The organism is Brachybacterium fresconis (genome assembly GCF_017876515.1).
GTDB lineage: Bacteria > Actinomycetota > Actinomycetes > Actinomycetales > Dermabacteraceae > Brachybacterium > Brachybacterium fresconis.
The window spans coordinates 842,329-863,704 of sequence record NZ_JAGIOC010000001.1; the positions used below are offsets into that span (position 1 = coordinate 842,329).

Below are 21,376 nucleotides of genomic sequence, written 5' to 3' on the forward strand. Positions count from 1 at the left end.
TCGACGTTCCAGCCCGTCGAGTCGACGGTGGGCGGTGATCACGGCGGTGGCCGGGACGGTGTTCATTGCCGGCGGCGCGTTCTGGCTGTCGTTCACGGCGTTGGCGGGCTTGGCCGCCCGCTCCGGGGTCGGCGGCTCGCAGGCGTGGGCGTGGCCGCTGATCGTCGACGGCATCATCGTCGTGGCCACCGTCGCGGTCGTCGCCCTGGCCGGCCTGCGGTCGGCGTGGTATCCGTGGGCGCTGCTGATCGGCGGCGCGGCCGTGTCGGTGACCGCCAACGCGATCCACGCCGTGGTTGCTGCCGACGCGGACGTCCCCGGGGTGCTGGCGGCTGCGGTGGCGGCGGTGCCGCCAGTGGTGCTGCTGGCGATCACCCACCTGACCGTCATCCTCACCCGAACGCAACTCGCCGCCGAGGTCCCCGCATCCACCGACCCCTCCAGGGCCTTTGACGAGACGGTGTCCGCGACGGAGTGCGCGTCTGCGATCGAGGCCGCAGTGATCGAGGAGCCCGCCCCGGACGCATCGTGGGAGCCGGTATCGGCGGTGACACCACCAGATGGCGTGGAAGCCACCGCGCTGTCGGCGCCGACCCCGCAGGAGAACGACCCCGTCACAGCTCCCGACACGAGGCAGGCATCAGCGGACCGGCGCGCTGACCCGCACGTCGATGCCGCGGCGGATTCCGCCGACCGGCGTGCGCGGGCGGCGGCGCTGCGCGGGCAGGGGTGGTCGAACAAGAAGATCGCCCGGGAATTGGGCGTGCACCCGTCCACGGTGGGCCGGTGGTTCACCAGCGCGCACCTCCCCGATACCACCGAACACGTCGATGCCGAGGAGGCGAAGGACGCATGAATCCCGATCACGACCACCAGCAGGAACCTCACCGGCGACCGGCGGTGCCGGGGACCGGCCACCCGCCGTCGACGCCAGCCGAGCAGGTCGAGACACCGCCGGCCGAGAAGGCGGGGACACCAGAGGCAGTGCAAGCGGCGAGGATCGCTGGTCTCCGGGGTAACAGCCGTGAGCGGCTCGCCCACGATGCGGGCCTTCGTGCGCGGGGGGTGGAGTGGGTGCGCCCTACGGACCTGCTTGCCCGCCACGGTGCGGCGTTGGCGGGGCGGGGCATCGACTTCGAGGTCGAGTTGGCTCGCCGCACCCGCACCGCCACGAACACCGGTGTGCGGGGGTTCGGGGATCGGGCGCGCCGGTTGCCGCCGCTGTCGGCCTTCGGCCGCAGCAGGACCCCTCAGTCCGTTTCGTCGCGGTCGCCGGTCGGATGAGCTGAGCAGGTGAGAGGTCATGAGCACCACCCGGGTAGGCAGCATGGACGTCGTCGTTGGGGACGGCGTGCGCACCTGCCTGTCAGGAGGTGCCCCAACCATGACCGAGAACACCCACACCACCAATCGCCAGAGAACCGAGAACGGCGAGGATTTCACGCGCAGCGAAGGCCTGCGCAGGCTGCTGACTCGCCTGCACGATGCCGGGCCGGGTGCGTGGGAGCACGACCCCACCGCCGCGGAACTGATGACCCACGCGGCGGAGAAGTACGCGCCGCTCGCGCATAAGCACGGCCTGGACCCCTGGGAGGCCGCCAGCGCGGCGTTCGACGTGATGCGCACCCAAGCCACCAGGACCGCGGTTGATCCGTGGGCGGTGGTCACCCACGCGGTGCGGATCACCTGCATCTTCGAAGAACGCGCCCAAGGACTCCTGTGCTCGGTCCACCAGGCACGCCGCCCGCACATCTCAGCGTTCCACGACCCCGAACGCTTCTCCGACCGGGAGAACCCGCTGGCCGACTACCACTCCGCGTTCCAGATCATCGACGACACCACAACCGCCCCCGGGGATGAGGGCGACGGTTCTTCAGCGTCGTCCCGCGCCTGCACATCGGCGGGCTCCACGGTTGAGGATGCGATCGCGTTGTTCACGCTGCTGGACTGGCCGCCAGCCACTGCGCGCGCCGGTATCGAGCATGTGTGCGGGGTGCTGACCAAGACCGGCACCCGCCAGGCTACCTACGAGGCGCTGCGCCGCGACAAGCACGCCCGCGCCCTGCTCGACATCCCCGGCCATTCCTGGACGGCGCTGCTCCGGGCGCTGCTGGGAAACCCGCACCCCGCCTACGCCGCCACGACCGCGGGGCGGGGCGTGCTGCTGCGGCTGCTGATCGGCGAGAGCCTGCCGGTGCTGCTGCGCGACGACGACCTCGTGCTCACCATCTCCCTCGCCTCCCCCGGCAGCCGAAATCCTTGTGGGGGCGGGTCGCGATGAGCGCGCCGGCGGGGTTCATCGAGCTGGAACGCACCGTCGCCTCGATCCAGGTGGGGCGCCGGCACCGCACCGAGCTGGGCGACATCGACGAACTGGCTGCCTCCATCGACCGCGACGGCCTCCTCCAACCCATCACCATCACACCCGACGGCGTGCTCGTGTGCGGGGCCAGGAGGCTGACCGCGATCAGACAGCTCGGCTGGAAGACCGTCAACGTGTGGGTGCGCTCGGGCATCTCCGACCGGCTCGGGCACCTCTTGGCCGAGCAGGACGACAACGTCCTGCACAAACCCCTGACCCAGACCGAGGCCGCCGCCCTGTACCGGGAGCTGAAGGTGCTGATGGCCGAGGACGCCGCCCGCCGGCAGGCCGCGGCCCGGTTCAGTGCGGAGAATCAGCCTGGAAGTGACGGTGGTGCAAATTGTGCACCACCGTTACCCGGCGCCTCCGGGAAGACCCGGGAGCAGGCGGCGGCGATGGTCCCGGGCGGTGCATCCCACACCACGCTGGACAAGATCAGCTACCTCCAGCAGCTTGCCGACGACCCCGCCCAGCCGGCCGAGCTACGCCAATACGTGGCCGGCGAGCTGGAGCGGATCGACGCCGGCGCCGCCGTCGATCCGATCTACCGGCACATCCACGATCTCGCCGAGACGGCCAGGAACCAGCGCGAGGCGGACCTGCACCAGCTTGCCGCCGACGCGCTCGCCCGCGCGAAGACCGTGACCGCCAAGAAACGCGCCCCCCGACCCGCGCCGCCAGCCGACGATGATGCTGCGCCGGTGCCGTATCCGGTGCGGGCGTTCGTGCTGACCTGGACCGAACTGGCCGACTGGTGGACCCACTACGACGCCGAGCAGCTCGCCGCCGAACTCACCGATGAGCAGATCGAGTCCTTCCTGATCGCCGTCGAGGGCACCAGCAGGTTCGCCGAGGAACTGCGTACCGCCCGCGACCGTCGGGCAGGCCACGAGACCCCGCCCGCACGGGGGCACCTGCGCGCCCTCTGAGCATTCGGGCGATTACGGGTGCACGTGGTGCACCTACAGGGCATGAAGACTCCCGACCTGTCTGCCCCGCGTTCCCGTCACCGGCTGATCGCCGCACTCGCCGCCCTCGTGACGGTCCTGGTGCTGGCCGGGGTCGGCGTCTACGGACTGATCACCGGACCACCCACGAGCAATCAGCCCGGCACGGCGCAGGACCAAGACGGGTCCGAGCTGGGCGCCACAGCACCCAGCGTCCCGGCCTCGACAGCGACACCGCGTCTGCCGACGGTGCGGGTCGCGGCTGATCCGGAGACCTTCGCCCGTAACGTCGCGACGGCGCTGTTCGCCTGGGACACGGCCAGCGGGTTCATGCCCCTGGACTACACCTCGGTCGTCCTCGCAGTCGGTGACCCCTCGGGTGCCGAGCAGGCCGGGCTCGCCTCCGACATCGCCACCTACCTGCCGAACCGGGACGCGTGGATCGAGCTGCGCCACTACGCCACCGCCCAGCACCTGACCATCGACGAGGTGTTCGTCCCCGACGCGTGGGATGCGGCCCTCGAGCAGGCACAACCCGGGCAGCTCGCCGAGGGCACCATCGCCTACACGATCGAGGGCACCCGCCACCGCACCGGCCTCTGGAACGACGAGACCGTCACCTCCGAGCATCCGGTGGCGTTCACCGTGTTCCTCGTCTGCGCGCCCACCTACGACACCTGCCACCTGCTGCGGTTGTCCCAGCTCGACAACCCCCTCCGATAGACCCGGGGTGATTGCTCATGGTGAAGAAGCTCGCCCTCGTCGCCCTCGCGCTGGTGTTCCTGGCGCCGTCGCTGGTGTTGGTCGGGGTCGGGGTGGTGATGAACCCTGCCGCCTCGGCTTCCTGCACCGTGGCCGGTGTGAACGTCAGGGTCGGCGACGTCCCCGACGAGCTGGAGGTCACGACAGCGAACGGCGAGACCTTCACGCTGAACCGGCAGCAGCTCACGCATGCGGCGACGATCATCGAGGCCGGCACGGGCATCGACGGGGTGACCCGGGACGGGCTGGTGATTGCGCTGATGGCGGCGCTGACCGAGTCCACCCTGCGGATGCTGTCCAACACGAGCGTCTATCCGGAGTCGGCGGACTATCCCAACGACGGCGACGGTTCCGACAACGACTCCCTGGGGTTGTTTCAGATGCGGCCGCAGTCCGGGTGGGGCACCGTCGCCGAGTTGATGGACCCGACGTATCAGGCGCAGGCGTTCTTCGGCGGACCCACCGGCCCCAACCACCCCTCTCCACGTGGCCTGTTGGACATTCCCGGCTGGGAACAGATGGACAAGGGCGAAGCCGCCCAAGCCGTCGAGGTGTCCGCCTACCCCGACCGGTACCGCAACTACGAGCCCGTCGCCGAGACCATCCTGACCACCCTCACCGGCACCACCACGACAGCCGACGCAGTCACTGCGGGGATGTCGACCGGCGACACGGTGGTGCCAGCGGTTCAGACGGTGGCGGAGTCTTCGCGGGTGGTGTTCCCGGTGCCCGTGGGCACCTGGGTGCTGACCAGCGAGTATGGGCCGCGGGTCCATCCGATCTCCGGGGAGAGTTCGTTCCACACCGGCACCGACTTCGCCGCCCCGGATGGCACTCCGATCCTCGCGGCGGCCGATGGCACCGTCACCGTCGCCGAGTTCTCCGGCGGCTACGGCGGGCTCATCGTCATCGAACACACCCTCGACGGGCAGGCTGTGGCGACCGCGTACGGGCATATGTGGGAGACCGGCATTCACGTCCAACCCGGCGACACTGTCACCGCCGGCCAGCACATCGGCGACATCGGCTCCTCCGGCAACAGCACCGGGCCGCATCTGCATTTTGAGGTCCGGACCGGCGGCACCGACGGCGAGCACACCGACCCCGCCGCCTGGCTCAACGCCCATGATGCCGCCGACCTCCCCGAACCCGAGACCGGCGCCCCGGCCGGCTGCGACCCCGGCACCAGCACGCCGGGCGAGCTGCCCGACCCCCTCGACGGTGACCCGGACCGGCTCGTCGACGACCCCACCAGCGACGGACAGATCACCGCTCGGATGCTGCACCTGTACCAGCAGGGCACCGCCGCCTTCCCCGACACCTCCTGGGCCTGCTACTCACCGCGGCCCGGCACCCGCTCCGAACACCCGCTCGGCCGGGCCTGCGATCTGACCTTCGGCAACGCCATCGGCCAGCACCCCACACCGGCGCAGCTCGAAGCCGGCTGGGACGTCACCAACTGGATGAAAGACCACGCCGAGACCCTCGGTGTCGAGTATCTGATCTGGCAGGGCAAGATCTGGTCACTGGCCCGCGATGACAGCGGTTGGCGCGACTACAACGGCGGCGGCATGCACGACCCTGGCGACGTCACCGGCGGCCACTATGACCACCTCCACGTCACCGTTCGGTCCGGGAGCTGAGCGGCATGGACGTGTTCCCCGACTTCGACGGTCTCGGCGGGATCGGCGACCTGCGCGAAGTGATCGGCGCGCTGCTCACCTTCGTCCTGGTGATCGCCGTGTTGATGCTGATCGTCTGCGCCCTCATCTGGGCACTCGCCACCGCCAACGGCCAGCACGCCGCCGCCACCAAGGCGCGCATCGGCGCCTGGACCGCGCTCGGTGCCGTGGTCCTGGCTGGCGGCGGGGTGGCGTGGCTGAACTGGCTCATCGACCTCGGCCAGCAACTCTGACTCTCTTGCCCGCCTGCGAACCCTCGCGCCGCGCGGTGCCGCGTTCTTAGGACTGTGGGGCGGGCGGTGCACCTGACCGACGAACCCATCCGCGTTCCCCGCCCTCCGGGGCGGGTCCGTTCGTCAGGAGACCCACCGTGTTCGACCTCATCACCACCGTCCTGGCCGCACCCGTACTGGTGCCGATGAACATCGACATCGACCCCAACGATTCCGGTCTTCCCGGGATCGCCCAGCTGCGCACCATCGTCGGCGCGGTCATGACCATCGGCCTGATCCTGTCCGTGCTCGCACTGATCATCTCGGCGATCGTGTGGGGCTTCGGCGCCAACTCCTCCAACCCGCATCTCGCTGGCCGGGGCAAGGTGGGCGTCCTCGTCTCCTGCGGTGCCGCGGTGATCTGCGGCGCGTCGGTGACGCTGATCAACTTCTTCTGGAACGTCGGCCAGCAGGTCTGACCCCACCCCGTCCATCAACTCGATCTGAGGAGTGATTGCGGTGGGTGTGTGCGATGTTCCCATCATCTCGACCGTGTGCGACACCGCCGGCGAAGCAGCGGCCTCGCTGGTGGCGGCGCCGTTCGACTGGCTCGCCCAAGCAATGGGCGCTGCCGCCGGCTGGTTGTTCGAGGCCGTCTGGACGGTGTTCGACACCACCACCTTCGTGGACGTCACGAGGCCCGAGTACGTGGCGGTCTACAACATTTTGTTCGGCATCGCGGTGTTCGTGATGCTGATCTTCTTCTGCCTCCAACTCATCACCGGTCTGATCCGCCGCGACCCCACCGCCCTGGGCAGGGCCGCGCTCGGTCTGGCGAAGTCCGTGCTCGGCAGCTTCGTCGTCATCATCCTGACGGCGTTGTTGTTGGAGATCGTGGATCAGCTGTGCGTCGGGATCATCCAGGCCGCCGGCGAGACCACCGAGTCGATGGGCGACAAGATCACCCTGCTGGCCGCGGGACTGGTCGGCATCAATATCGCCGCGCCCGGGGTGGGGGCGATCATCACGATCTTCCTCGCCGGCCTCGCCATCAGCGCGGCGGCCATCGTGTGGCTCTCCCTCCTCGTGCGGAAGGCGTTGCTGCTGGTGGCGATCGTGCTTGCACCCCTGGCGTTCTCCGGCGCGTCGTGGGATGCGACGCGGGGGTGGATCGGCAAGTGGGCGATGTTCGTCATCGCCCTGATCTGCTCGAAGCTGGTCCTGGTCGTGATGTTCCTTGTCGCTATCACTCAGGTGGCCGCACCGATCGATGGCGACCTGTCCTCGGTCAGCGATCCGATTGCCGGGATCGTGCTGATGGCGATGGCCGCGTTCGCCCCCTACCTGACGTACAAGTTCCTGTCCTTTGTGGGCTTTGACATGTATCACGCGATCGGGTCCGAGCAGGACGCGAAGACCGCCCTCAACCGGCCCGTCCCGACACCGAGCAAACCGGCCGGCGACGGCCCGCAGAAGGTCCTCGACGGAGGCAACAGCGGCAGCGGCGGGGGCAGCAACAGCGGTGGCGGCGGTAGCAGCGACAGCGGTGGGAAGACCCCGCCGCAGCCGAAGACTCCGACATCCCAGGCTGCGGGGAGCACTGCCGGGGCAGGCGGAGGGAAAGCCGCCGCCGCAGGCTCCGGGTCCGCCGGCGCGAGCGGCACAGCTGGAGCTGGTGCAGGTGCTGGTGCTGCGGCGGCTGGTCCGGCCGCAGCCCCGGTGATCGGCGCGAAGGTCGCCAAGGACGCCGCCACCGCTGGCCCCAAGGCCAGCACAGCGCTCGGCAGTCAGGGAGAGACCGCCGCCGACGCCGCTGGGCAGTCCGGCAGCACCCCACCGCCATCGCAAGCGCCCCCGCCTTCGAGCCCCACGCCCAAGCCGGCATCCGCGGCACCGTCGACCGGCCCCTCACAGCCGGAGCCGCGTCCGCCGAAGCCGCCACCACCGCCGGCGCCGAAGCCCACTGGGAAGGAGTGAAGGCATGACCTCGAAGCAGAAAGAGCCCTCGACCGCGCTGGTGCCGGTCAAGTTCTCCCGCCTGACCCGGCGCGGCATCCTCCTCGGCCTCTCCTTATCCCAACTCGTCGCGCTGTCGACCGGTGTCCTCGCCGTCGTGGTCGCGCTGTATGCAGGCGGTGGCATCCTGCTGGCTTACACCGCGCCGGTCTGGGTGCTGTCCGCCGCCCTGACGTGGGTACCGGTCGCCGGGCGTCCGGCCGTGGAATGGCTGCCGGTCACGTTTTGGTGGCTGTGGCGTGCGACCGGTGGTCAGCTCCTGTACCGGCGCCGCATCGTTGTCCCACGGCCGGCCGGCACGCTCGCGCTGCCCGGTGACATGGCCCGGCTGCGCGAATACGCCGATCCCGACACCGGCGCCGGGATGGTCCATGACCCTCACCAGCAGACCCTGACCGTGGTGTGCGAGGTGGCCCATCCTGCGTTCGTGCTGCTTGATCCCGGCGAGCAGGAACGCCGGGTCACCTCGTGGGGTCGGGTGCTGGCCACCGTGTGCCGCTCCGGGCGGATCGCGACCCTCCAGGTGCTGGAGCGTACTCTGCCAGACTCCGGCACCGGGCTGGCCGAATGGTGGGCGACCCACGGCACCGCCGAGGACACGTGGGCCGCAACCACCTACGCAGAGTTGATCGATCGTGCCGGCCCGGCCGGGGAACGCCACGCCACCACCTTGTCACTGAGCCTGGACATGAAGACCAGCGCGCGGCAGATCAGGACCGCCGGGGGTGGCATCCGGGGTGCTGCCGCCGTGCTGCGTCAGGAGATGTCCACCCTCACCGCCGCCCTGCGCTCGGCCGACCTCACCCCCTCGGGCTGGCTGAGTCCTGGGCAGATCGCCGTCATCCTGCGCGCCGCGTACGACCCGGCCATCGCCGCCACATTGGCGCGCCACGGCGAACTCGGCCAGCACCTCGCCACGGCCGGACCCGTGGCCGTCAACGAATCCTGGACCAGACTGCGCACCGACTCCGCCCACCACGCCGTGCTGTGGATCAATGAGTGGCCGCGTTCCATGGTCTACCCGGGGTTCCTGTCCCCGGTGCTGCTCTCTACCGGCATCCAGCGCTCGTTCTCGCTGCTGTGCACGCCGATGCGCTCGGACCAGGCGGCCCGGGACATCCGCAAGAAGAAGGTCGAGCACATCTCCGACCAGGCCCAACGCGCCAAGATCGGGCAGATCGAAGACGCCGCCCACACGGCCGAATACCACGACGTCCTCCAGCAGGAAGCCGACCTGACCGCTGGCCACGGCGTGCTGCGCTACACCGGCCTCATCAGCGTCTCCGCACCGACCGTCGACGAACTCGACGCCGCCGTGGCCGCGATCGAACAGGCCGCCATCCAAGCCTCCTGCGAGACCCGGCTACTGGTCGGCCAGCAGGCCGCGGCGTTCACCGCTGCCGCGCTGCCGCTGTGCCGCCACATCTGACCCAACTCACGCGGGGCGGGGCTCACGGTGGGGGCGTGCGTGCACCTGACAGGCGAGCCCCGGATGCCGGGGTTTTCCGTTCTCGCCCACAGGAGGCGCTCATGCCCACGTTCCATGACCCGCTCCTCGATGCCGCTGAAGCATCCGAAGCGCTGCGCGGCCTCGCGCACGCCAGCCGGGTCTTCGACGATCCCGCCGACACGTACGCGGTGTTCGGTGACCTCGTGGCCAGCGTCCGGTCACTGCGGCAGGTGCTCGACCAGCTCGCCAACACGCATCTGACCCACCGCGACCGTGCCCACGATGACGACGGCGATCACCTCGCAGGATCGGACAGCGTGTTCGCTGCCGCCGACGAGCTGCACCACGCCGGCACCCTGCTCGACCAGGCCCAGGACCGCCTCGATGCCGCGTTCTCCCATTCGGGGCGGATCGCCTGGCACCCCGAGCCCGCCGTCTCCCACGAGGCGCCGACCGATACTGCCGAGCGGCGGTGGGTCTCCGTGGTGTTCCTCCAGGGCGAGGAGGCGGAGGAGGTGCTGGACCTGATCGACCGCGAGGGCACCGACACCGCGATCACCCACCTTGCTCAGTGGGACTTCGGGGAGGAGACCACCGACGCCGCCATGGAGAACGGCTACGTCTTCGACGCACCCCCGACCGGGGCACTCGACCGGGTCGCGACCGAGGGCGACTACGCCCTGACCTACAACCCGGCCATGGGGCACGTCAGCCTGCTGCGCCAGCACACCGTCCCACCCGATGCGGAACTGGACGACGCCGATGTGGTGCCCGCCCGTGAAGCCATCGCCGACGTCGGTCCCCTCGACACGAGCACATCGCATGCTACCCGCACAGCAATGCGGGAGCGATCGCTGCGGACATCGCCCGCGGCGCAGGAGGACTGGTTCGCCGGGCCCGCCCGCACGGCCGGGCCGGCAGGGCGGGGGCTGTCCCGATGAGCGCGCGCGAGACCGAGCGGCTGCACACCTCGGTGCTGGTCGCTCCGGCGAAGGAGCGACGCCGACTGCGCAAGCAGCGCCGGGAGGCGGCCGCCCGCCTCCAAGCCGAACAGCGCCGAACCGAGCAGGCAGCAGCGCGAGCAAAGGCCGACGCTGAGCGCGCCGAACGCCGTGCGACGACGTATCTGCCTGCCGCCGGTGAACCCGGACCGGCAGCGCTGCGCACACCGGGCAGATTCCACCTCCCCAGGCACCAGGACACGTCCGCGACGTTGGCCGGCGCGTATCCGTTCGTCGCCGAGGGCGGTCTGGGCGCCGACGGAGTGTTCGTCGGCCAAGACCTCTACTCCGGCGGCTCCTTTGTCTACGACCCCTGGGTGCTCTACGCCCGTGGGGTCATCACCGCTCCCAACCTCGTCCTGGCCGGGATCGTCGGCTCCGGCAAGTCCGCCCTGGCGAAGTCGCTTTACACGCGGTCGTTGCCGTTCGGGCGGCGCGTGTACGTGCCCGGCGATCCCAAGGGCGAACACACCCGCGTGGCCGAAGCGGTCGGCGGGCGAGCGATCGTCCTCGGCCACGGCCTGAACACCCGCCTCAACCCCCTCGACGAGGGTCACCGACCATCCGGGCTCTCGGATGCGCAGTGGTCCACCACGGTCGCCTCCCGCCGCCGCGACCTCATCGGCGCCCTGGCAGAAACCGTCCTCGCCCGCGGTCTGACACCCTTGGAGCACACCGCGATCGACCTGGCGCTGACCGAGACGGTGCGGGAGAACACCGTGCCGATCCTGCCGATGGTCGTCGACCGCATCCTCACCCCGAACGACGAAGCAGACGGCAGGTTGGCCGAAGACGGCCGGCTCGTTGGCCACGCCCTGCGCCGCCTGGTGGCCGGTGACCTCGCCGGCCTGTTCGACGGACCCTCGACCGTGGCGTTCGATCCCGCCTTGCCGATGATCTCGCTCGATCTGTCCCGCGTGACGGAAAACGCCACGCTCATGTCGGTGTTGATGACGTGCTCGTCGGCGTGGATGGAGTCGGCACTGCTGGACCCGGCCGGTGGGCAACGCTGGGTGATCTATGACGAAGCCTGGCGGCTGATGTCCCATCCTGCCCTGCTGCGCCGGATGGATGCGCACTGGAGGCTGGCGCGGCATTACGGGATCGCGAACATGCTGATCTTCCACAAGCTCTCCGACCTCGACAACGTCGGCGATGCCGGCTCCGCCATGCGCTCCCTGGCCAACAGCCTCCTGGCCAATGCCGAGACCCGGATTGTCTACCGGCAGGAGTCCGATCAGCTGGGCTCCACCGCGCACGCCCTCGGGCTCACCGGCACGGAGCAGAAACTCCTCCCATCCCTGGGGGTCGGGCAGGGGCTCTGGCGGATCAAAGACCGTGCCTTCGTGACGCAGCACCAGCTGCATCCGGCCGAGCTGGAACTGTTCGACACCAGCTCCCGGCTCACCTCGGGGGTGAAGTGATGAACCGCAAGCCCCCACACCGCACGAGCCCGCAAAAGCCCGAGGAGACCCCGGTGGTGTTGCCGCACGTCGTCATCACCGTCACCAAGACCGGCGCCTTGGACGTCACGGTCGACGGCACCGACTTCCCGCCGCCATCGGAGGCAGAGACGTGGACGCGGAGCACCTTCGGCACCGTCCTGGACGCCATCACCGCCGACCGGACGATCACCGTGCGCATCGAGGTCCGCGAAACCGACGGGGCCGTGTTCACCGACGTCATCCGCGCCCGACGCCGCACCCCGCCACCCGCCGATGCCGAACCCAGCGAGCCAGCCTCGGGGCGGGGGAAGCACACGACGAAACCCCGCGGCCCCGCGCTGGCGGAGGTGACCGCAGACGGGTTCGTGCCCGGCGAGGACGTCGCCGTCGCGGTCATCATTTCCCACACCGACGCAACGGGCACCGGGACGGCGCGGGCTCTTCACCTCGACCGCTTCCGGCCCGTCCTGCGCGACGGGACGGGTGAGGTCGTGTTGCTGGGCCGCGTCTCGGGGACCCTGCATGTGCGGCGGTTGCCGTGAGCGCACCGCAACGGCAGACCGGAAGCATGGGCGAGGAGCTGACCAACGCCGCCCTCGTCGGCCTGGTCGGCATGTTCGGGGTCGCGCTCATCCTCCGCGCCGCAGGGTCCGTCGCGGCGTTCCTCACCGGCACACACCAACCCGAAGCCGGCCCGGCCGCAGGACTCGGGGTGCTGTTCAACCCCGCAGACCCCGCAAGCGCGCTGGCCGCCGATGGCCTGCACCCGGTCGCCTACTGGATCACCACCGCGGCCCTGCTCGCAGGGCTCATGGCCACCGGTGCATGGGTGTGGGGTCGGTTACGACGGCACTCACGGAAGGTCGAGCGTGACCCGCGGCGCCTCGCCGGGACCGCCACCAGCCACGAAGTCGCCCAGACCGCTTCGGGCAAGGCGCTGCTACGCCGCGCCGGGACACTTCGGCCCTCGCTGAGCGATTCAGTGCCGTCGGATGTCGGCTATCGGATTGGCACCTCCAAGGGGCGTGAGGTCTGGGCGAGTGTGGAGGACTCGATCCTGCTCATCGGTCCACCCCGATCCGGCAAAGGCCTGCACATCGTGATCCCGGCGATCCTCGACGCGCCCGGCGCCGTCGTCACCACCAGCACGCGGCCGGACAACCTCACCGCCACCCTCCGCGCCCGCGAGCGGGTCGGCCCCGTCGCCGTCTTCGACCCGCAGCGCTTGGCTGAGGGGCTGCCTGCCGGGATGCGCTGGTCACCTATCCGCGGCTGCGAAGACCCGCTGACGGCGATGATCCGCGCCACCGGACTGGCCGCGGCCACCGGGCTGTCCGCCGGTGGGGTCGAGTCCGGGGGCTTCTGGGAAGGCAAAACACGTACAGCCCTCCAATCGCTCCTGCACGCCGCGGCCCTCGACCACCGGCCGCCGGCCGAGTTGTTCCGATGGACTCTTGACCCCTCCGCGGCCGCCGAAGCCGTCGCCATCCTGTCGAACTCGGCACAAGCGGCGACCGGGTGGGCGGACTCGCTCGGGGCGATGATCGACGCCGACCCGAAGACCCGAGACTCCATCTGGCAAGGCGTGGCGCTGGCACTCGGGGCGCTGGCCGACCCCCGCGTACTCGACGCCGTGACACCACGACCCGGTGAGGACTTCGACCCTGAACGCTTTATCCACGAGCGCGGAACTCTCTATCTGCTCGCCACCGGTGCCGGTGCTGGGGCGTCCGCCGCCCTGGTCGCCGCGTTCGTCGAAGACCTCATCGAAACCGCACGCCGGATCGCCGCCCGCTCACCGGGCGCACGACTCGACCCGCCCCTACTGCTCGCACTGGACGAGATCGGCAACATCGCACCCCTACCGTCGTTACCGACCTTGATGGCCGAAGGCGGCGGTACCGGCATCACCACCCTCCCAGTGTTGCAGTCGTTGGCGCAGGCGCGGAACAAGTGGAATGACAACGCCGCCGGCGCGATCTGGGACGCCAGCATCGCCAAAATCATCCTCGGCGGCGCCTCCAACAGCCGCGACCTCCAAGACCTCTCCACCCTCATCGGCGAACGCGACGAATACACCGACTCCGTCACCCTCGGCGACCACGGCACCCGCTCCAACCAACGCTCCATCCGCCGCGTCGCGATCCTGCCACCGGACCGGATCAGGACATTGCCGTTCGGCACCGGTGTCACCCTGCTGCGCTCGGCGCCACCAATCGTCACTGACTTGCACCCCTGGCCGTCCCGGCCCGACGCGGCTCGGTTGAAGGCCGACCGCGTCGAGATCGAGACACTGCTGCGCCGCCCCGCGCAGCCCTGACCCCATTGCGTGGATCGGCGTGTGCACCTGCCTGACAGGAGCGACCCCGACTCACGGGGACGCGGCACTTGTCAGGAAGGAATAGTCCGATGGCTATCCGCACGCAGCAATCCATCTCGGGGTTCATCGCCACCGATCCGCAGCTCACCACCACGGAGAACGGTGACGCTCGGTTCTATGCCCGGTTCGGGCAGGAGAACTACCACAAGGACCCGGACGGGTCCTTCACGAAGCTGGAGCCGAGCTTCAGCAATCTCGTGCTGTACCGGGCCACCGCCGAACGCGCCTACGAGCGGTTCACAAAGGGCGACAATTTCGTCGCCGAAGGCTACGCGCACGAGTACTCCTACACCCGCGACGGGCAGCAGATCGAGGGCGAGGAGTTCGTGGCCAAGAAGATCGGCCACGACACCGCCCGGACCCGCTACGACGTGGACCGCACACCCCGCCGCTCGGGCGTCACCGCAGAGCACGAGAGCACTACCCGCGAGCAGAACCGAGCGTTCGACCCGCCTCAAGCCCGGTCGGCTGCCGATGCTCCGGTGCTGGGTCGCTGAACCGGGAGGAGCAGCATCATGAACGCGCACACGCCGCCCCCGGAGCCCGACGAGAGCGACCTCGATGACGACCTGGACGACGACTTCGACACTGAGATGGCCAATGAGTCGGTGGGCGGACCGCCGCACCCGGTGAACTGGAACTTGCTCTCCGCCCACGACCTGGAACAAGAATGGCTGGAACTGAACCGGTGGATCGACTGGCTCCGCCACACCTACGGGCTCCCCGCCGCCGTGATCCCACCGTTCTGGCACCACCACCCCGAACTGGTCTGGGAGCTATCTGCCCTGCACCTGCACTGGCTAAGCGCCTACGATCCTGAGCAGAACGGCTCCGCACCCATCGGTTGGCACCGTGACTTCGCCGATGCCAGGGTACGGCTGCGCGACTGGGTCGCTGCTTCCGGCACCCGTCTCGACCGGGACCGTCCCACCCGGCAGACCACCTGGCCCGGCGAAGAGCCCGCACCGCCGATGGAGGACATCGTCATCGGTGACCGTGACGATGAGTTCGTCGACTTCGTCCGCGAACAGGTCAAGCAGCGGCAAGCCGCCGAGGACGCGTTCTTCGCCACCATCGACGACGCCACCGGTGAAGTGTTCGACCATCGCGTCGGTGACCACCGCCAGCAAGGCGCGCGCTGATGGTGCGCTCCTACGGGCGCAAGACCGAACGGGCCGACGCAGACCGACCGGTCCGGGTCCGGTTCGACCGGCGCGAGGAGATCGACGCTGAGAAGGTCGCCGAAGTCCTCATCCGCCTGGCTCTGCGCGCGTCCGACGACGATGTCACCGCCCAAGCAGGCAAGCACCTTCGCCAACTGCTCACACCCGGACGGTAGAATCAGAAGCCAACACGACGATCATGGCGTCGCTGGCACCGACCCAAAACCCCGCCCCGGGGTGTTCTTTTCGAATCCTGACATGACCGCCACCCGGCGCCCCAGACACCCAACCGAACAGTTGGGCACTGAAAGGCGGTCACCCGATGGCTCCCATCCATCTTCCTTCCGGCATCGACCTCGCAGCACTCCGCGCCCTCGCCGCCGACAAACCTCAACAGACGGCCGTGGTCAGGGAGGAACGGTCGGACGGACTTGTGCCCGCGGTCGCTTACCTGCGGGTCTCTACCAAGGATCAGGCCACCCGCAACGGCCTCGAAGAAGGTCTGTCCATTCCCGCTCAGCGTGAAGCCGCCCAGCGCAAGGCCGAACAGCTCGGCGCGGTCATCGTCAAGGAATTCATCGAGCCCGGCGAGTCCGCCAAGACCGCCCGCAGGCGCGCGTTGCAGGAGATGCTCGACTACATCGCCGCAAATCCGGTGCAGTTATGCATCATCAACAAGGTCGACCGGCTCGCTCGCAACCGGCTCGACGACGCCATCATCCATGCCACGTTGCGCGGGGCGAACATCACCCTGGTCTCGGTCACGGAGAACATCGACGAGTCACCCTCCGGCATGCTCATGCACGGCATCCTCGCCTCGATGGCAGAGTTCTACTCCCTCAACCTCGCCCAGGAAGTCCTCAAAGGCATGACGCAGAAGGCTTCAATCGGCGGCACTCCGACCAAGGCACCGTTGGGCTACCTGAACGTGCGCACCACCGACACCAAGGGACGAGAAGTCCGCGACGTCGAACCCGACATCAACCGTGCCGAGCTGATCCGGTTCGCGTTCACCGCCTACGCCACCGGCGACTGGTCCCTGTCCTCCCTCGCACGCGAGTTGAAGACCCGCGGCCTGACAACCCGCCCCACACCCTCACAGCCGGCAAGACCGGTCACCACTACCGGGCTGCACAAGATCCTGACCAACCCCTACTACCAGGGCACCGTCACCTTCCGCGGCGTCACCTACGACGGCGCCCACACCCCGCTTGTCGACCCAAACACGTGGCTGCGCGTCCAGACGCAGCTCAATGCGAAGAACGCCGTCGGTGAGCGGCCTCAGAAGTACGACCACTACCTCAAGGGGACCGTGTGCTGCTCGTGCGGCGCCAAGCTCATGATCGAACGGCCCCGTGACAAGCAAGGAGATCGCTACGAGTACTTCACCTGCTCAGGACGACGCAAGAAGAACGGCTGCACCCGCTCGGCGATCCTCGCCGAACGCATGGAAGACCGCATCGAACGCGACTACGGCACCAACGGCCTCGCCGACGAGGAAGCCGAGCACGTCAGCCAGGTCCTGCATCAGGTGTTTGCCCAGCTCGAAGCTTCCAGCGACGATGAACGCGCCGTGCTGACTGCACAGCGCGACAAGCTCGAAGCCGAACGCCTCAAGCTCGTCCAAGCCCACTACGCCGACGCCATCCCGCTCGACCTGCTCAAGACCGAACAGGGCCGCATTCGCACCAGCCTCGACGCGATCACCAACCGGCTCGACAGTCTCGCGACCACCTACCACAACGCTCACGAGGGACTCGATCAGATCGTCGGTGTCCTCACCGACCTCGGCGACCTCTACAGCAAGTGCGAACCCGCTGAACGCCGCATCCTCAACCGCGCGCTGTTCAAGCGGATCATCGTCGACGAGGACGAACACGTCACCTTCGTGCCAGCCGAACCGGCGGCCGCTGTCCTCGCTCAGGAGCACCGGGACGAGACGCCCCCATCGGGCCCGGACGCGAAACTGCCCCGCCATCAGGCGGGGCAGGTTTCGAATTTCTCAACTTACGTGGAGCTAAGGGGATTCGAACCCCTGACCTCTTCCATGCCATGGAAGCGCGCTACCAACTGCGCCATAGCCCCGTACCGGGTGTGCCGCCCTCATCAGGCGACTCGTCGATATTACATCGAGCCCGGGGTCAGAGGAAATCCGGGGCGAGGTTGTGTGACACCAACCTCATCAGATGTCCGGTGGTGTCCGAGGTCAGAGGCTCGAGCACCGAGCGATGGCAGTTCTCCAGCCCCGCGATGCCGCGGAAGCCGTCGGCGTCCAGGCCCAGCAGGGCGGTGATCCCGAGGGTGATCGCGGCGCCGTGGGAGACGATCATCACGGTGCCGCCGGTGTTCTCGGCGACCAGCTGACGGCAGGCGACGGCGACCCGCTCGCCGACGGCGGGGCGGGGCTCGACGCCCAGTCCCGTCACGGGGCGGTGGGCGCGCCACTCGGCGTGCTCCGCCGGCCAGTGCCGTCGGATCTCCTCGCCGCGCAGGCCCTCCCACTCCCCGAACCCGCGCTCGAGGAAGGCGCGATCGGTTCTCACGTCGAGCCCGCAGGCGTTCGCCAGGATCTGCGCGGTGTCCCGGGCGCGCTCCAGCGGCGAGGAGACGATGAGATCCGGCGGATTCTCGGCGACCGTGGCGGCGAGCACCGCGGCCTGCCGGGTCCCGGCTTCGTTCAGCGCGATGTCGACCTGGCCCTGGAGCCGACCCTGGCGGTTGTACTCGGTCTGCCCGTGGCGCACCAGGATGAGACGGGTGCGCACGGGGCCTCCCGGGGCATGCGAGGACCTCACGCCGGGGTGCCCTCGTCGATCTGCAGGTCGAGGACCGGCGCGTCCCGCCAGAGCCGCTCGAGCGCATAGAAGGCACGGTCCTCGGCATGCTGGACGTGCACGACGATGTCCCCGTAGTCCAGCAGCACCCAGCGGGCGTCCCGCTCGCCCTCCCGACGCAGCGGCTTGCGCCGACGCTCGGTCAGCAGCGCCTTCTCGACGCCGTCGACGATGGCCGAGACCTGGCGCTCGGAGTCCCCGCTGCAGACCAGGAACACATCGGTGATCACCACCTGTTCGGAGACGTCGAGGCCGATCACCTCCTCGGCGAGCATCTCGGCGGCCGCCTGGCCGGCCACACGGGCGAGGTCGAGGGATTCTTCGGGAGCACTCACGCGATCGGTTCCTCCAACAGGGGGTGGTCGACGAACAGGTCGGGGGCCACAGCCCCCAGGGCGGAGGCCGCGTCGGGGCCGAGCACGCCGGTCAGCAGCAGGATCACCAGCACGATCAGGGCCACGGCGATCAGCGCCCACACGACCCACAGCACCGGGCGGCCGCCGGTGCGCTCGGGCCGGTGCAGCACCTTGCCGTCGAAGCGCGGGGCGGGGCGGGGCTCGGGGGCCTCGCTGACCGTCAGCTCCCCCAGCTCGACGCCGTCATGATCGAGGTCGCCCGCCGAGGGCTCCCCGGCAGGGGCCGTGGTCGGCTCGACGCCCAGCTCGGCGCTCGCCTCGGCACCCGGTTCGACATTCGGCTCGACGCCCGGCTCAGCGCTCGATTCCGTGGTCGACCCGCCGCCCGGCGCGGTGGTCGTGGCATCGTCGCTGAGCTCGATGATGCGGGCGCGGCGGCCAAACTTGCGCAGGGCGGGCACAGGGGCATCGGCCGACGGCGGGGCGACGGCGCCCCGTACACCGGGGGCCGAGCTGCGCGTCTCCTCCAGGGCGGCACTCTCCTCGGGGCTCAGCGCTCGGGCACGCCGGCCGCGCCGCGGAGTGGTGTCGGGCTCAGTCATCGCCGTCACCTCCTGTATAGAGGGCGTACTTGTTGATGTATTGGACCACGCCGTCGGGCACCAGGTACCAGACCGGTTCTCCGGCGGCGACCCGCACCCGGCAGTCGGTGGAGCTGATCGCCATCGCGGGGACCTCGATGAGAGTGACCCCGTCGTCCGGCAGACCGGAGGTGTCCAGCTCGTGCCCGGGACGGGTGACGCCCACGAAGTGCGCGAGGGAGAAGATCTCCGCAGAGTCCTTCCAGGTCAGGATGGACTGCAGGGCGTCGGCGCCGGTGATGAAGAACAGGTCCGCCGAGGGCTGCTGATCGTGCAGGTCCCGGAGCGTGTCGATCGTGTAGGTGGAGCCGGGGCGGTCGATGTCGACGCGCGAGACGGTGAACACCGGGTTCGCCGCGGTGGCCACCACGGTCATCAGGTACCGGTGCTCCGGGTCCGAGATCTCGCGGGAGGCCTTCTGCCAGGGACGCCCGGTGGGCACGAACACCACCTCGTCCAGGCCGAAGACGCTCTGGACCTCGCTGGCGGCGACGAGGTGGCCGTGGTGGATGGGATCGAAGGTCCCTCCCATCACGCCGATCCGTCGTCGCTGCTGCTCCACGCCGATCAGTCGTCGCCGTGCTGGTCGGACTTCCCCCGCTTGCGCTGGTGGGTCCCGCCGGTGAGGTAGGTGAGGCCGAGCAGGATCATCAGGATGATGAAGACGCCGATGCCCACCATGGGCGGGGTGACGCCGCCGGTGGCGTTTTCGCCGGTCTCGGCGAGGATCATGAGCTGGTCGATCATGTTCGTGGGGGCCTTTCCTCGAGTGACCGCCCCATCATCCCACAGCAGGGGCCGAGGTCACGGACCCGCGCCCGCGATGCGAGCGCAGTCACGGACGGACGTGGCCCTGACCGACCACCAACCACTTGGCGGAGGTCAGCTCCCTCAGCCCCATGGGGCCTCGGGCGTGGAGCTTCTGGGTGGAGATGCCGATCTCCGCGCCGAAGCCGAACTCCCCGCCGTCGGAGAAGCGCGTGGAGGCGTTGGCCATGACCACGGCGGAGTCGACCTCGGCCAGGAAGCGCTGCTGCGCCACCACGTCGCGGGTGAGGATCGACTCGGTGTGCCCGGTGGAGTGGGCGCGGATGTGGACGAGCGCCGCGTCGAGGTCGTCGACGACCGCGACCGCCAGCTCGAGGGCGAGGTACTCGGTGTCCCAGTCCTCGTCGGTCGCGGGGACCACCTCGGGGCCCGACGGCAGCAGCGCCGCGGCGCGCTCGTCGGCGTGCAGGCGCACCCCGGCCTCCGCGAGCGGTGCCGCGACCCGCGGCAGCGCCTCGGCGGCGACGTCGCGATGGACCAGCAGCGTCTCCAGCGCATTGCACACCCCGACGCGCTGGGTCTTGGCGTTGACGACGATGTCGACGGCCTGGGCGAGGTCCGCCGAGGCATCGAGGAACACGTGGGTCTTCCCGGTGCCGGTCTCGATGACGGGGACCTGAGAGTTCTCCACCACCCGACGGATCAGCCCGGCGCCGCCGCGCGGGATGAGCACGTCCACCAGGCCGCGGGCGCGCATCAGCGCGTCCACGCCCTCCCGGCCGTGCTCGTCGATGCCGACGATCAGGTCGCTGGGCAGGTCATGGGCCGCCAGCACGGCGCGCAGCACGGCGATCAGGGCGGTGTTGGAGTGCAGCGCCGCGGAGCCGCCGCGCAGCACCACCGCGCTGCCGGCCTTGAGCGCGAGGCCCGCGGCGTCGACGGTGACGTTCGGCCGTGCCTCGTAGACCATGCCGACCACGCCCATCGGCACCCGCACCTCGCGCAGCTCCAGGCCGTTGTCGAGCACGCTGCCGCGGAGCACCTCGCCGACGGGGTCGGGCAGGGCCGCGGCGTCGCGCAGCTGCTGGGCGATCTTCGCCACGCGCTCCGGATCCAGGGCGAGCCGGTCCCGCAGTCCGGGCGCGATGCCGGAGGCGTCGGCCGCCGCGAGATCCCGCGCGTTGGCGTCGACGATCTGCGACGTCCGCTCCACCAGCGCGTCGGCCATGGCCAGCAGCAGCTGGTCCTTGGTGCCGCGGTGCAGACGGGCGAGCACCGGCTGCGCGTCCTTCGCGGCGCGGGCGGCGGCGAGCACGGCGGCGGTCACGGGAGAGTCCATGGGACCTAGTCTATGAGG

23 protein-coding genes, 1 tRNA gene and 1 pseudogene are annotated in these 21,376 nt (G+C 69.7%); 17 read left to right on the forward strand and 8 right to left on the reverse strand.

What is annotated here, in order from left to right:
- Window positions 1-34 precede the first annotated feature (34 nt).
- From JOF44_RS03835 to JOF44_RS21230, 17 genes and pseudogenes are all read left to right on the forward strand, one after another.
- Entirely contained in the window at window positions 35-856 is an 822-nt protein-coding gene (locus JOF44_RS03835) for a DUF2637 domain-containing protein (RefSeq protein ID WP_209887579.1), read from the forward strand.
- A 528-nt stretch (window positions 857-1,384) separates the two neighbouring features.
- On the forward strand, window positions 1,385-2,281 hold the full coding sequence (locus JOF44_RS03840) for a hypothetical protein (protein WP_209887582.1): 897 nt from the start codon (window positions 1,385-1,387) through the stop codon (window positions 2,279-2,281).
- Window positions 2,278-3,291: a ParB N-terminal domain-containing protein gene (locus JOF44_RS03845; protein WP_209887585.1), complete on the forward strand. Its 1,014-nt coding sequence runs from the start codon at window positions 2,278-2,280 to the stop codon at window positions 3,289-3,291. The genes JOF44_RS03840 and JOF44_RS03845 overlap by 4 nt, the downstream gene beginning before the upstream one ends.
- A gap of 42 nt (window positions 3,292-3,333) precedes the next feature.
- Complete coding sequence (locus tag JOF44_RS03850; protein ID WP_209887587.1) at window positions 3,334-4,032, forward strand: hypothetical protein; 699 nt, start codon at window positions 3,334-3,336, stop codon at window positions 4,030-4,032.
- Between the two features lie 17 nt (window positions 4,033-4,049).
- Window positions 4,050-5,714: a M23 family metallopeptidase gene (locus JOF44_RS03855; RefSeq protein WP_209887590.1), complete on the forward strand. Its 1,665-nt coding sequence runs from the start codon at window positions 4,050-4,052 to the stop codon at window positions 5,712-5,714.
- Window positions 5,715-5,719: 5 nt separating this feature from the next.
- Entirely contained in the window at window positions 5,720-5,986 is a 267-nt protein-coding gene (locus JOF44_RS03860; protein ID WP_209887592.1) for a DUF6112 family protein, read from the forward strand.
- Between the two features lie 137 nt (window positions 5,987-6,123).
- The gene (locus JOF44_RS03865; RefSeq protein ID WP_209887595.1) at window positions 6,124-6,444 is read left to right on the forward strand and encodes a DUF6112 family protein; all 321 of its coding nucleotides are present in this window, start codon (window positions 6,124-6,126) and stop codon (window positions 6,442-6,444) included.
- 40 nt (window positions 6,445-6,484) lie between these two features.
- Window positions 6,485-7,942, forward strand: coding sequence for a conjugal transfer protein TrbL (locus JOF44_RS03870; RefSeq protein ID WP_209887598.1), 1,458 nt, complete (start codon window positions 6,485-6,487; stop codon window positions 7,940-7,942).
- Window positions 7,943-7,946: 4 nt separating this feature from the next.
- Window positions 7,947-9,410: an SCO6880 family protein gene (locus JOF44_RS03875; RefSeq protein ID WP_209887601.1), complete on the forward strand. Its 1,464-nt coding sequence runs from the start codon at window positions 7,947-7,949 to the stop codon at window positions 9,408-9,410.
- 101 nt (window positions 9,411-9,511) lie between these two features.
- Window positions 9,512-10,372: a hypothetical protein gene (locus tag JOF44_RS03880; RefSeq protein ID WP_209887604.1), complete on the forward strand. Its 861-nt coding sequence runs from the start codon at window positions 9,512-9,514 to the stop codon at window positions 10,370-10,372.
- A complete protein-coding gene (locus JOF44_RS03885; RefSeq protein WP_209887607.1) occupies window positions 10,369-11,856 on the forward strand; it encodes an ATP-binding protein in 1,488 nt (495 codons plus the stop codon). Before JOF44_RS03880 ends, JOF44_RS03885 begins: the two co-directional genes overlap by 4 nt.
- Entirely contained in the window at window positions 11,856-12,419 is a 564-nt protein-coding gene (locus tag JOF44_RS03890) for a hypothetical protein (RefSeq protein WP_209887609.1), read from the forward strand. The genes JOF44_RS03885 and JOF44_RS03890 overlap by 1 nt, the downstream gene beginning before the upstream one ends.
- Window positions 12,420-12,445: 26 nt before the next feature.
- Window positions 12,446-14,197, forward strand: a complete 1,752-nt coding sequence (locus JOF44_RS03895) for a type IV secretory system conjugative DNA transfer family protein (protein WP_209887612.1) — start codon at window positions 12,446-12,448, stop codon at window positions 14,195-14,197.
- 89 nt (window positions 14,198-14,286) lie between these two features.
- Entirely contained in the window at window positions 14,287-14,754 is a 468-nt protein-coding gene (locus tag JOF44_RS03900; RefSeq protein ID WP_209887615.1) for a single-stranded DNA-binding protein, read from the forward strand.
- 18 nt (window positions 14,755-14,772) lie between these two features.
- The gene (locus tag JOF44_RS03905; RefSeq protein ID WP_209887618.1) at window positions 14,773-15,399 is read left to right on the forward strand and encodes a hypothetical protein; all 627 of its coding nucleotides are present in this window, start codon (window positions 14,773-14,775) and stop codon (window positions 15,397-15,399) included.
- Window positions 15,399-15,596, forward strand: coding sequence for a hypothetical protein (locus JOF44_RS03910; protein ID WP_209887621.1), 198 nt, complete (start codon window positions 15,399-15,401; stop codon window positions 15,594-15,596). The genes JOF44_RS03905 and JOF44_RS03910 overlap by 1 nt, the downstream gene beginning before the upstream one ends.
- Before the next feature lie 146 nt (window positions 15,597-15,742).
- Window positions 15,743-16,663 (forward strand): annotated as a pseudogene (locus tag JOF44_RS21230) (recombinase family protein); the annotation flags it as partial.
- 150 nt (window positions 16,664-16,813) lie between these two features.
- Here JOF44_RS21230 and JOF44_RS03925 read toward each other — a convergent pair.
- From JOF44_RS03925 to JOF44_RS03960, 8 genes are all read right to left on the reverse strand, one after another.
- Entirely contained in the window at window positions 16,814-17,350 is a 537-nt protein-coding gene (locus JOF44_RS03925) for a hypothetical protein (RefSeq protein WP_209887627.1), read from the reverse strand.
- Between the two features lie 82 nt (window positions 17,351-17,432).
- A tRNA-Ala gene (locus JOF44_RS03930) sits at window positions 17,433-17,505 on the reverse strand.
- Window positions 17,506-17,561: 56 nt separating this feature from the next.
- On the reverse strand, window positions 17,562-18,185 hold the full coding sequence (locus tag JOF44_RS03935; RefSeq protein WP_342591659.1) for a histidine phosphatase family protein: 624 nt from the start codon (window positions 18,183-18,185) through the stop codon (window positions 17,562-17,564).
- Between the two features lie 26 nt (window positions 18,186-18,211).
- The gene (gene rsfS, locus JOF44_RS03940) at window positions 18,212-18,589 is read right to left on the reverse strand and encodes a ribosome silencing factor (RefSeq protein ID WP_209887633.1); all 378 of its coding nucleotides are present in this window, start codon (window positions 18,587-18,589) and stop codon (window positions 18,212-18,214) included.
- Complete coding sequence (locus tag JOF44_RS03945) at window positions 18,586-19,212, reverse strand: hypothetical protein (protein WP_245348843.1); 627 nt, start codon at window positions 19,210-19,212, stop codon at window positions 18,586-18,588. The genes rsfS and JOF44_RS03945 overlap by 4 nt, the downstream gene beginning before the upstream one ends.
- On the reverse strand, window positions 19,205-19,813 hold the full coding sequence (gene nadD / locus JOF44_RS03950) for a nicotinate-nucleotide adenylyltransferase (RefSeq protein WP_209887636.1): 609 nt from the start codon (window positions 19,811-19,813) through the stop codon (window positions 19,205-19,207). The genes JOF44_RS03945 and nadD overlap by 8 nt, the downstream gene beginning before the upstream one ends.
- A gap of 5 nt (window positions 19,814-19,818) precedes the next feature.
- Window positions 19,819-19,998, reverse strand: a complete 180-nt coding sequence (locus JOF44_RS03955; protein WP_209887639.1) for a hypothetical protein — start codon at window positions 19,996-19,998, stop codon at window positions 19,819-19,821.
- A gap of 88 nt (window positions 19,999-20,086) precedes the next feature.
- Window positions 20,087-21,358 (reverse strand): glutamate-5-semialdehyde dehydrogenase, encoded by a 1,272-nt coding sequence (locus tag JOF44_RS03960; RefSeq protein ID WP_209887642.1) that lies wholly within the window; start codon window positions 21,356-21,358, stop codon window positions 20,087-20,089.
- Between the last annotated feature and the right edge of the window lie 18 nt (window positions 21,359-21,376).

What these genes read in the sequence shown, in the direction of transcription:
- JOF44_RS03840 (WP_209887582.1), top strand. Translation starts at nt 1,385, where the DNA reads ATGACCGAGAACACCCACACCACCAATCGCCAGAGAACCGAGAACGGC.
- JOF44_RS03845 (WP_209887585.1), top strand. Translation starts at nt 2,278, where the DNA reads ATGAGCGCGCCGGCGGGGTTCATCGAGCTGGAACGCACCGTCGCCTCG.
- JOF44_RS03850 (WP_209887587.1), top strand. Translation starts at nt 3,334, where the DNA reads ATGAAGACTCCCGACCTGTCTGCCCCGCGTTCCCGTCACCGGCTGATC.
- JOF44_RS03855 (WP_209887590.1), top strand. Translation starts at nt 4,050, where the DNA reads ATGGTGAAGAAGCTCGCCCTCGTCGCCCTCGCGCTGGTGTTCCTGGCG.
- JOF44_RS03860 (WP_209887592.1), top strand. Translation starts at nt 5,720, where the DNA reads ATGGACGTGTTCCCCGACTTCGACGGTCTCGGCGGGATCGGCGACCTG.
- JOF44_RS03875 (WP_209887601.1), top strand. Translation starts at nt 7,947, where the DNA reads ATGACCTCGAAGCAGAAAGAGCCCTCGACCGCGCTGGTGCCGGTCAAG.
- JOF44_RS03880 (WP_209887604.1), top strand. Translation starts at nt 9,512, where the DNA reads ATGCCCACGTTCCATGACCCGCTCCTCGATGCCGCTGAAGCATCCGAA.
- JOF44_RS03885 (WP_209887607.1), top strand. Translation starts at nt 10,369, where the DNA reads ATGAGCGCGCGCGAGACCGAGCGGCTGCACACCTCGGTGCTGGTCGCT.
- JOF44_RS03890 (WP_209887609.1), top strand. Translation starts at nt 11,856, where the DNA reads ATGAACCGCAAGCCCCCACACCGCACGAGCCCGCAAAAGCCCGAGGAG.
- JOF44_RS03895 (WP_209887612.1), top strand. Translation starts at nt 12,446, where the DNA reads ATGGGCGAGGAGCTGACCAACGCCGCCCTCGTCGGCCTGGTCGGCATG.
- JOF44_RS03900 (WP_209887615.1), top strand. Translation starts at nt 14,287, where the DNA reads ATGGCTATCCGCACGCAGCAATCCATCTCGGGGTTCATCGCCACCGAT.
- JOF44_RS03905 (WP_209887618.1), top strand. Translation starts at nt 14,773, where the DNA reads ATGAACGCGCACACGCCGCCCCCGGAGCCCGACGAGAGCGACCTCGAT.
- JOF44_RS03910 (WP_209887621.1), top strand. Translation starts at nt 15,399, where the DNA reads ATGGTGCGCTCCTACGGGCGCAAGACCGAACGGGCCGACGCAGACCGA.
- JOF44_RS03945 (WP_245348843.1), bottom strand. Translation starts at nt 19,212, where the DNA reads ATGACTGAGCCCGACACCACTCCGCGGCGCGGCCGGCGTGCCCGAGCG.
- JOF44_RS03955 (WP_209887639.1), bottom strand. Translation starts at nt 19,998, where the DNA reads ATGATCGACCAGCTCATGATCCTCGCCGAGACCGGCGAAAACGCCACC.
- JOF44_RS03960 (WP_209887642.1), bottom strand. Translation starts at nt 21,358, where the DNA reads ATGGACTCTCCCGTGACCGCCGCCGTGCTCGCCGCCGCCCGCGCCGCG.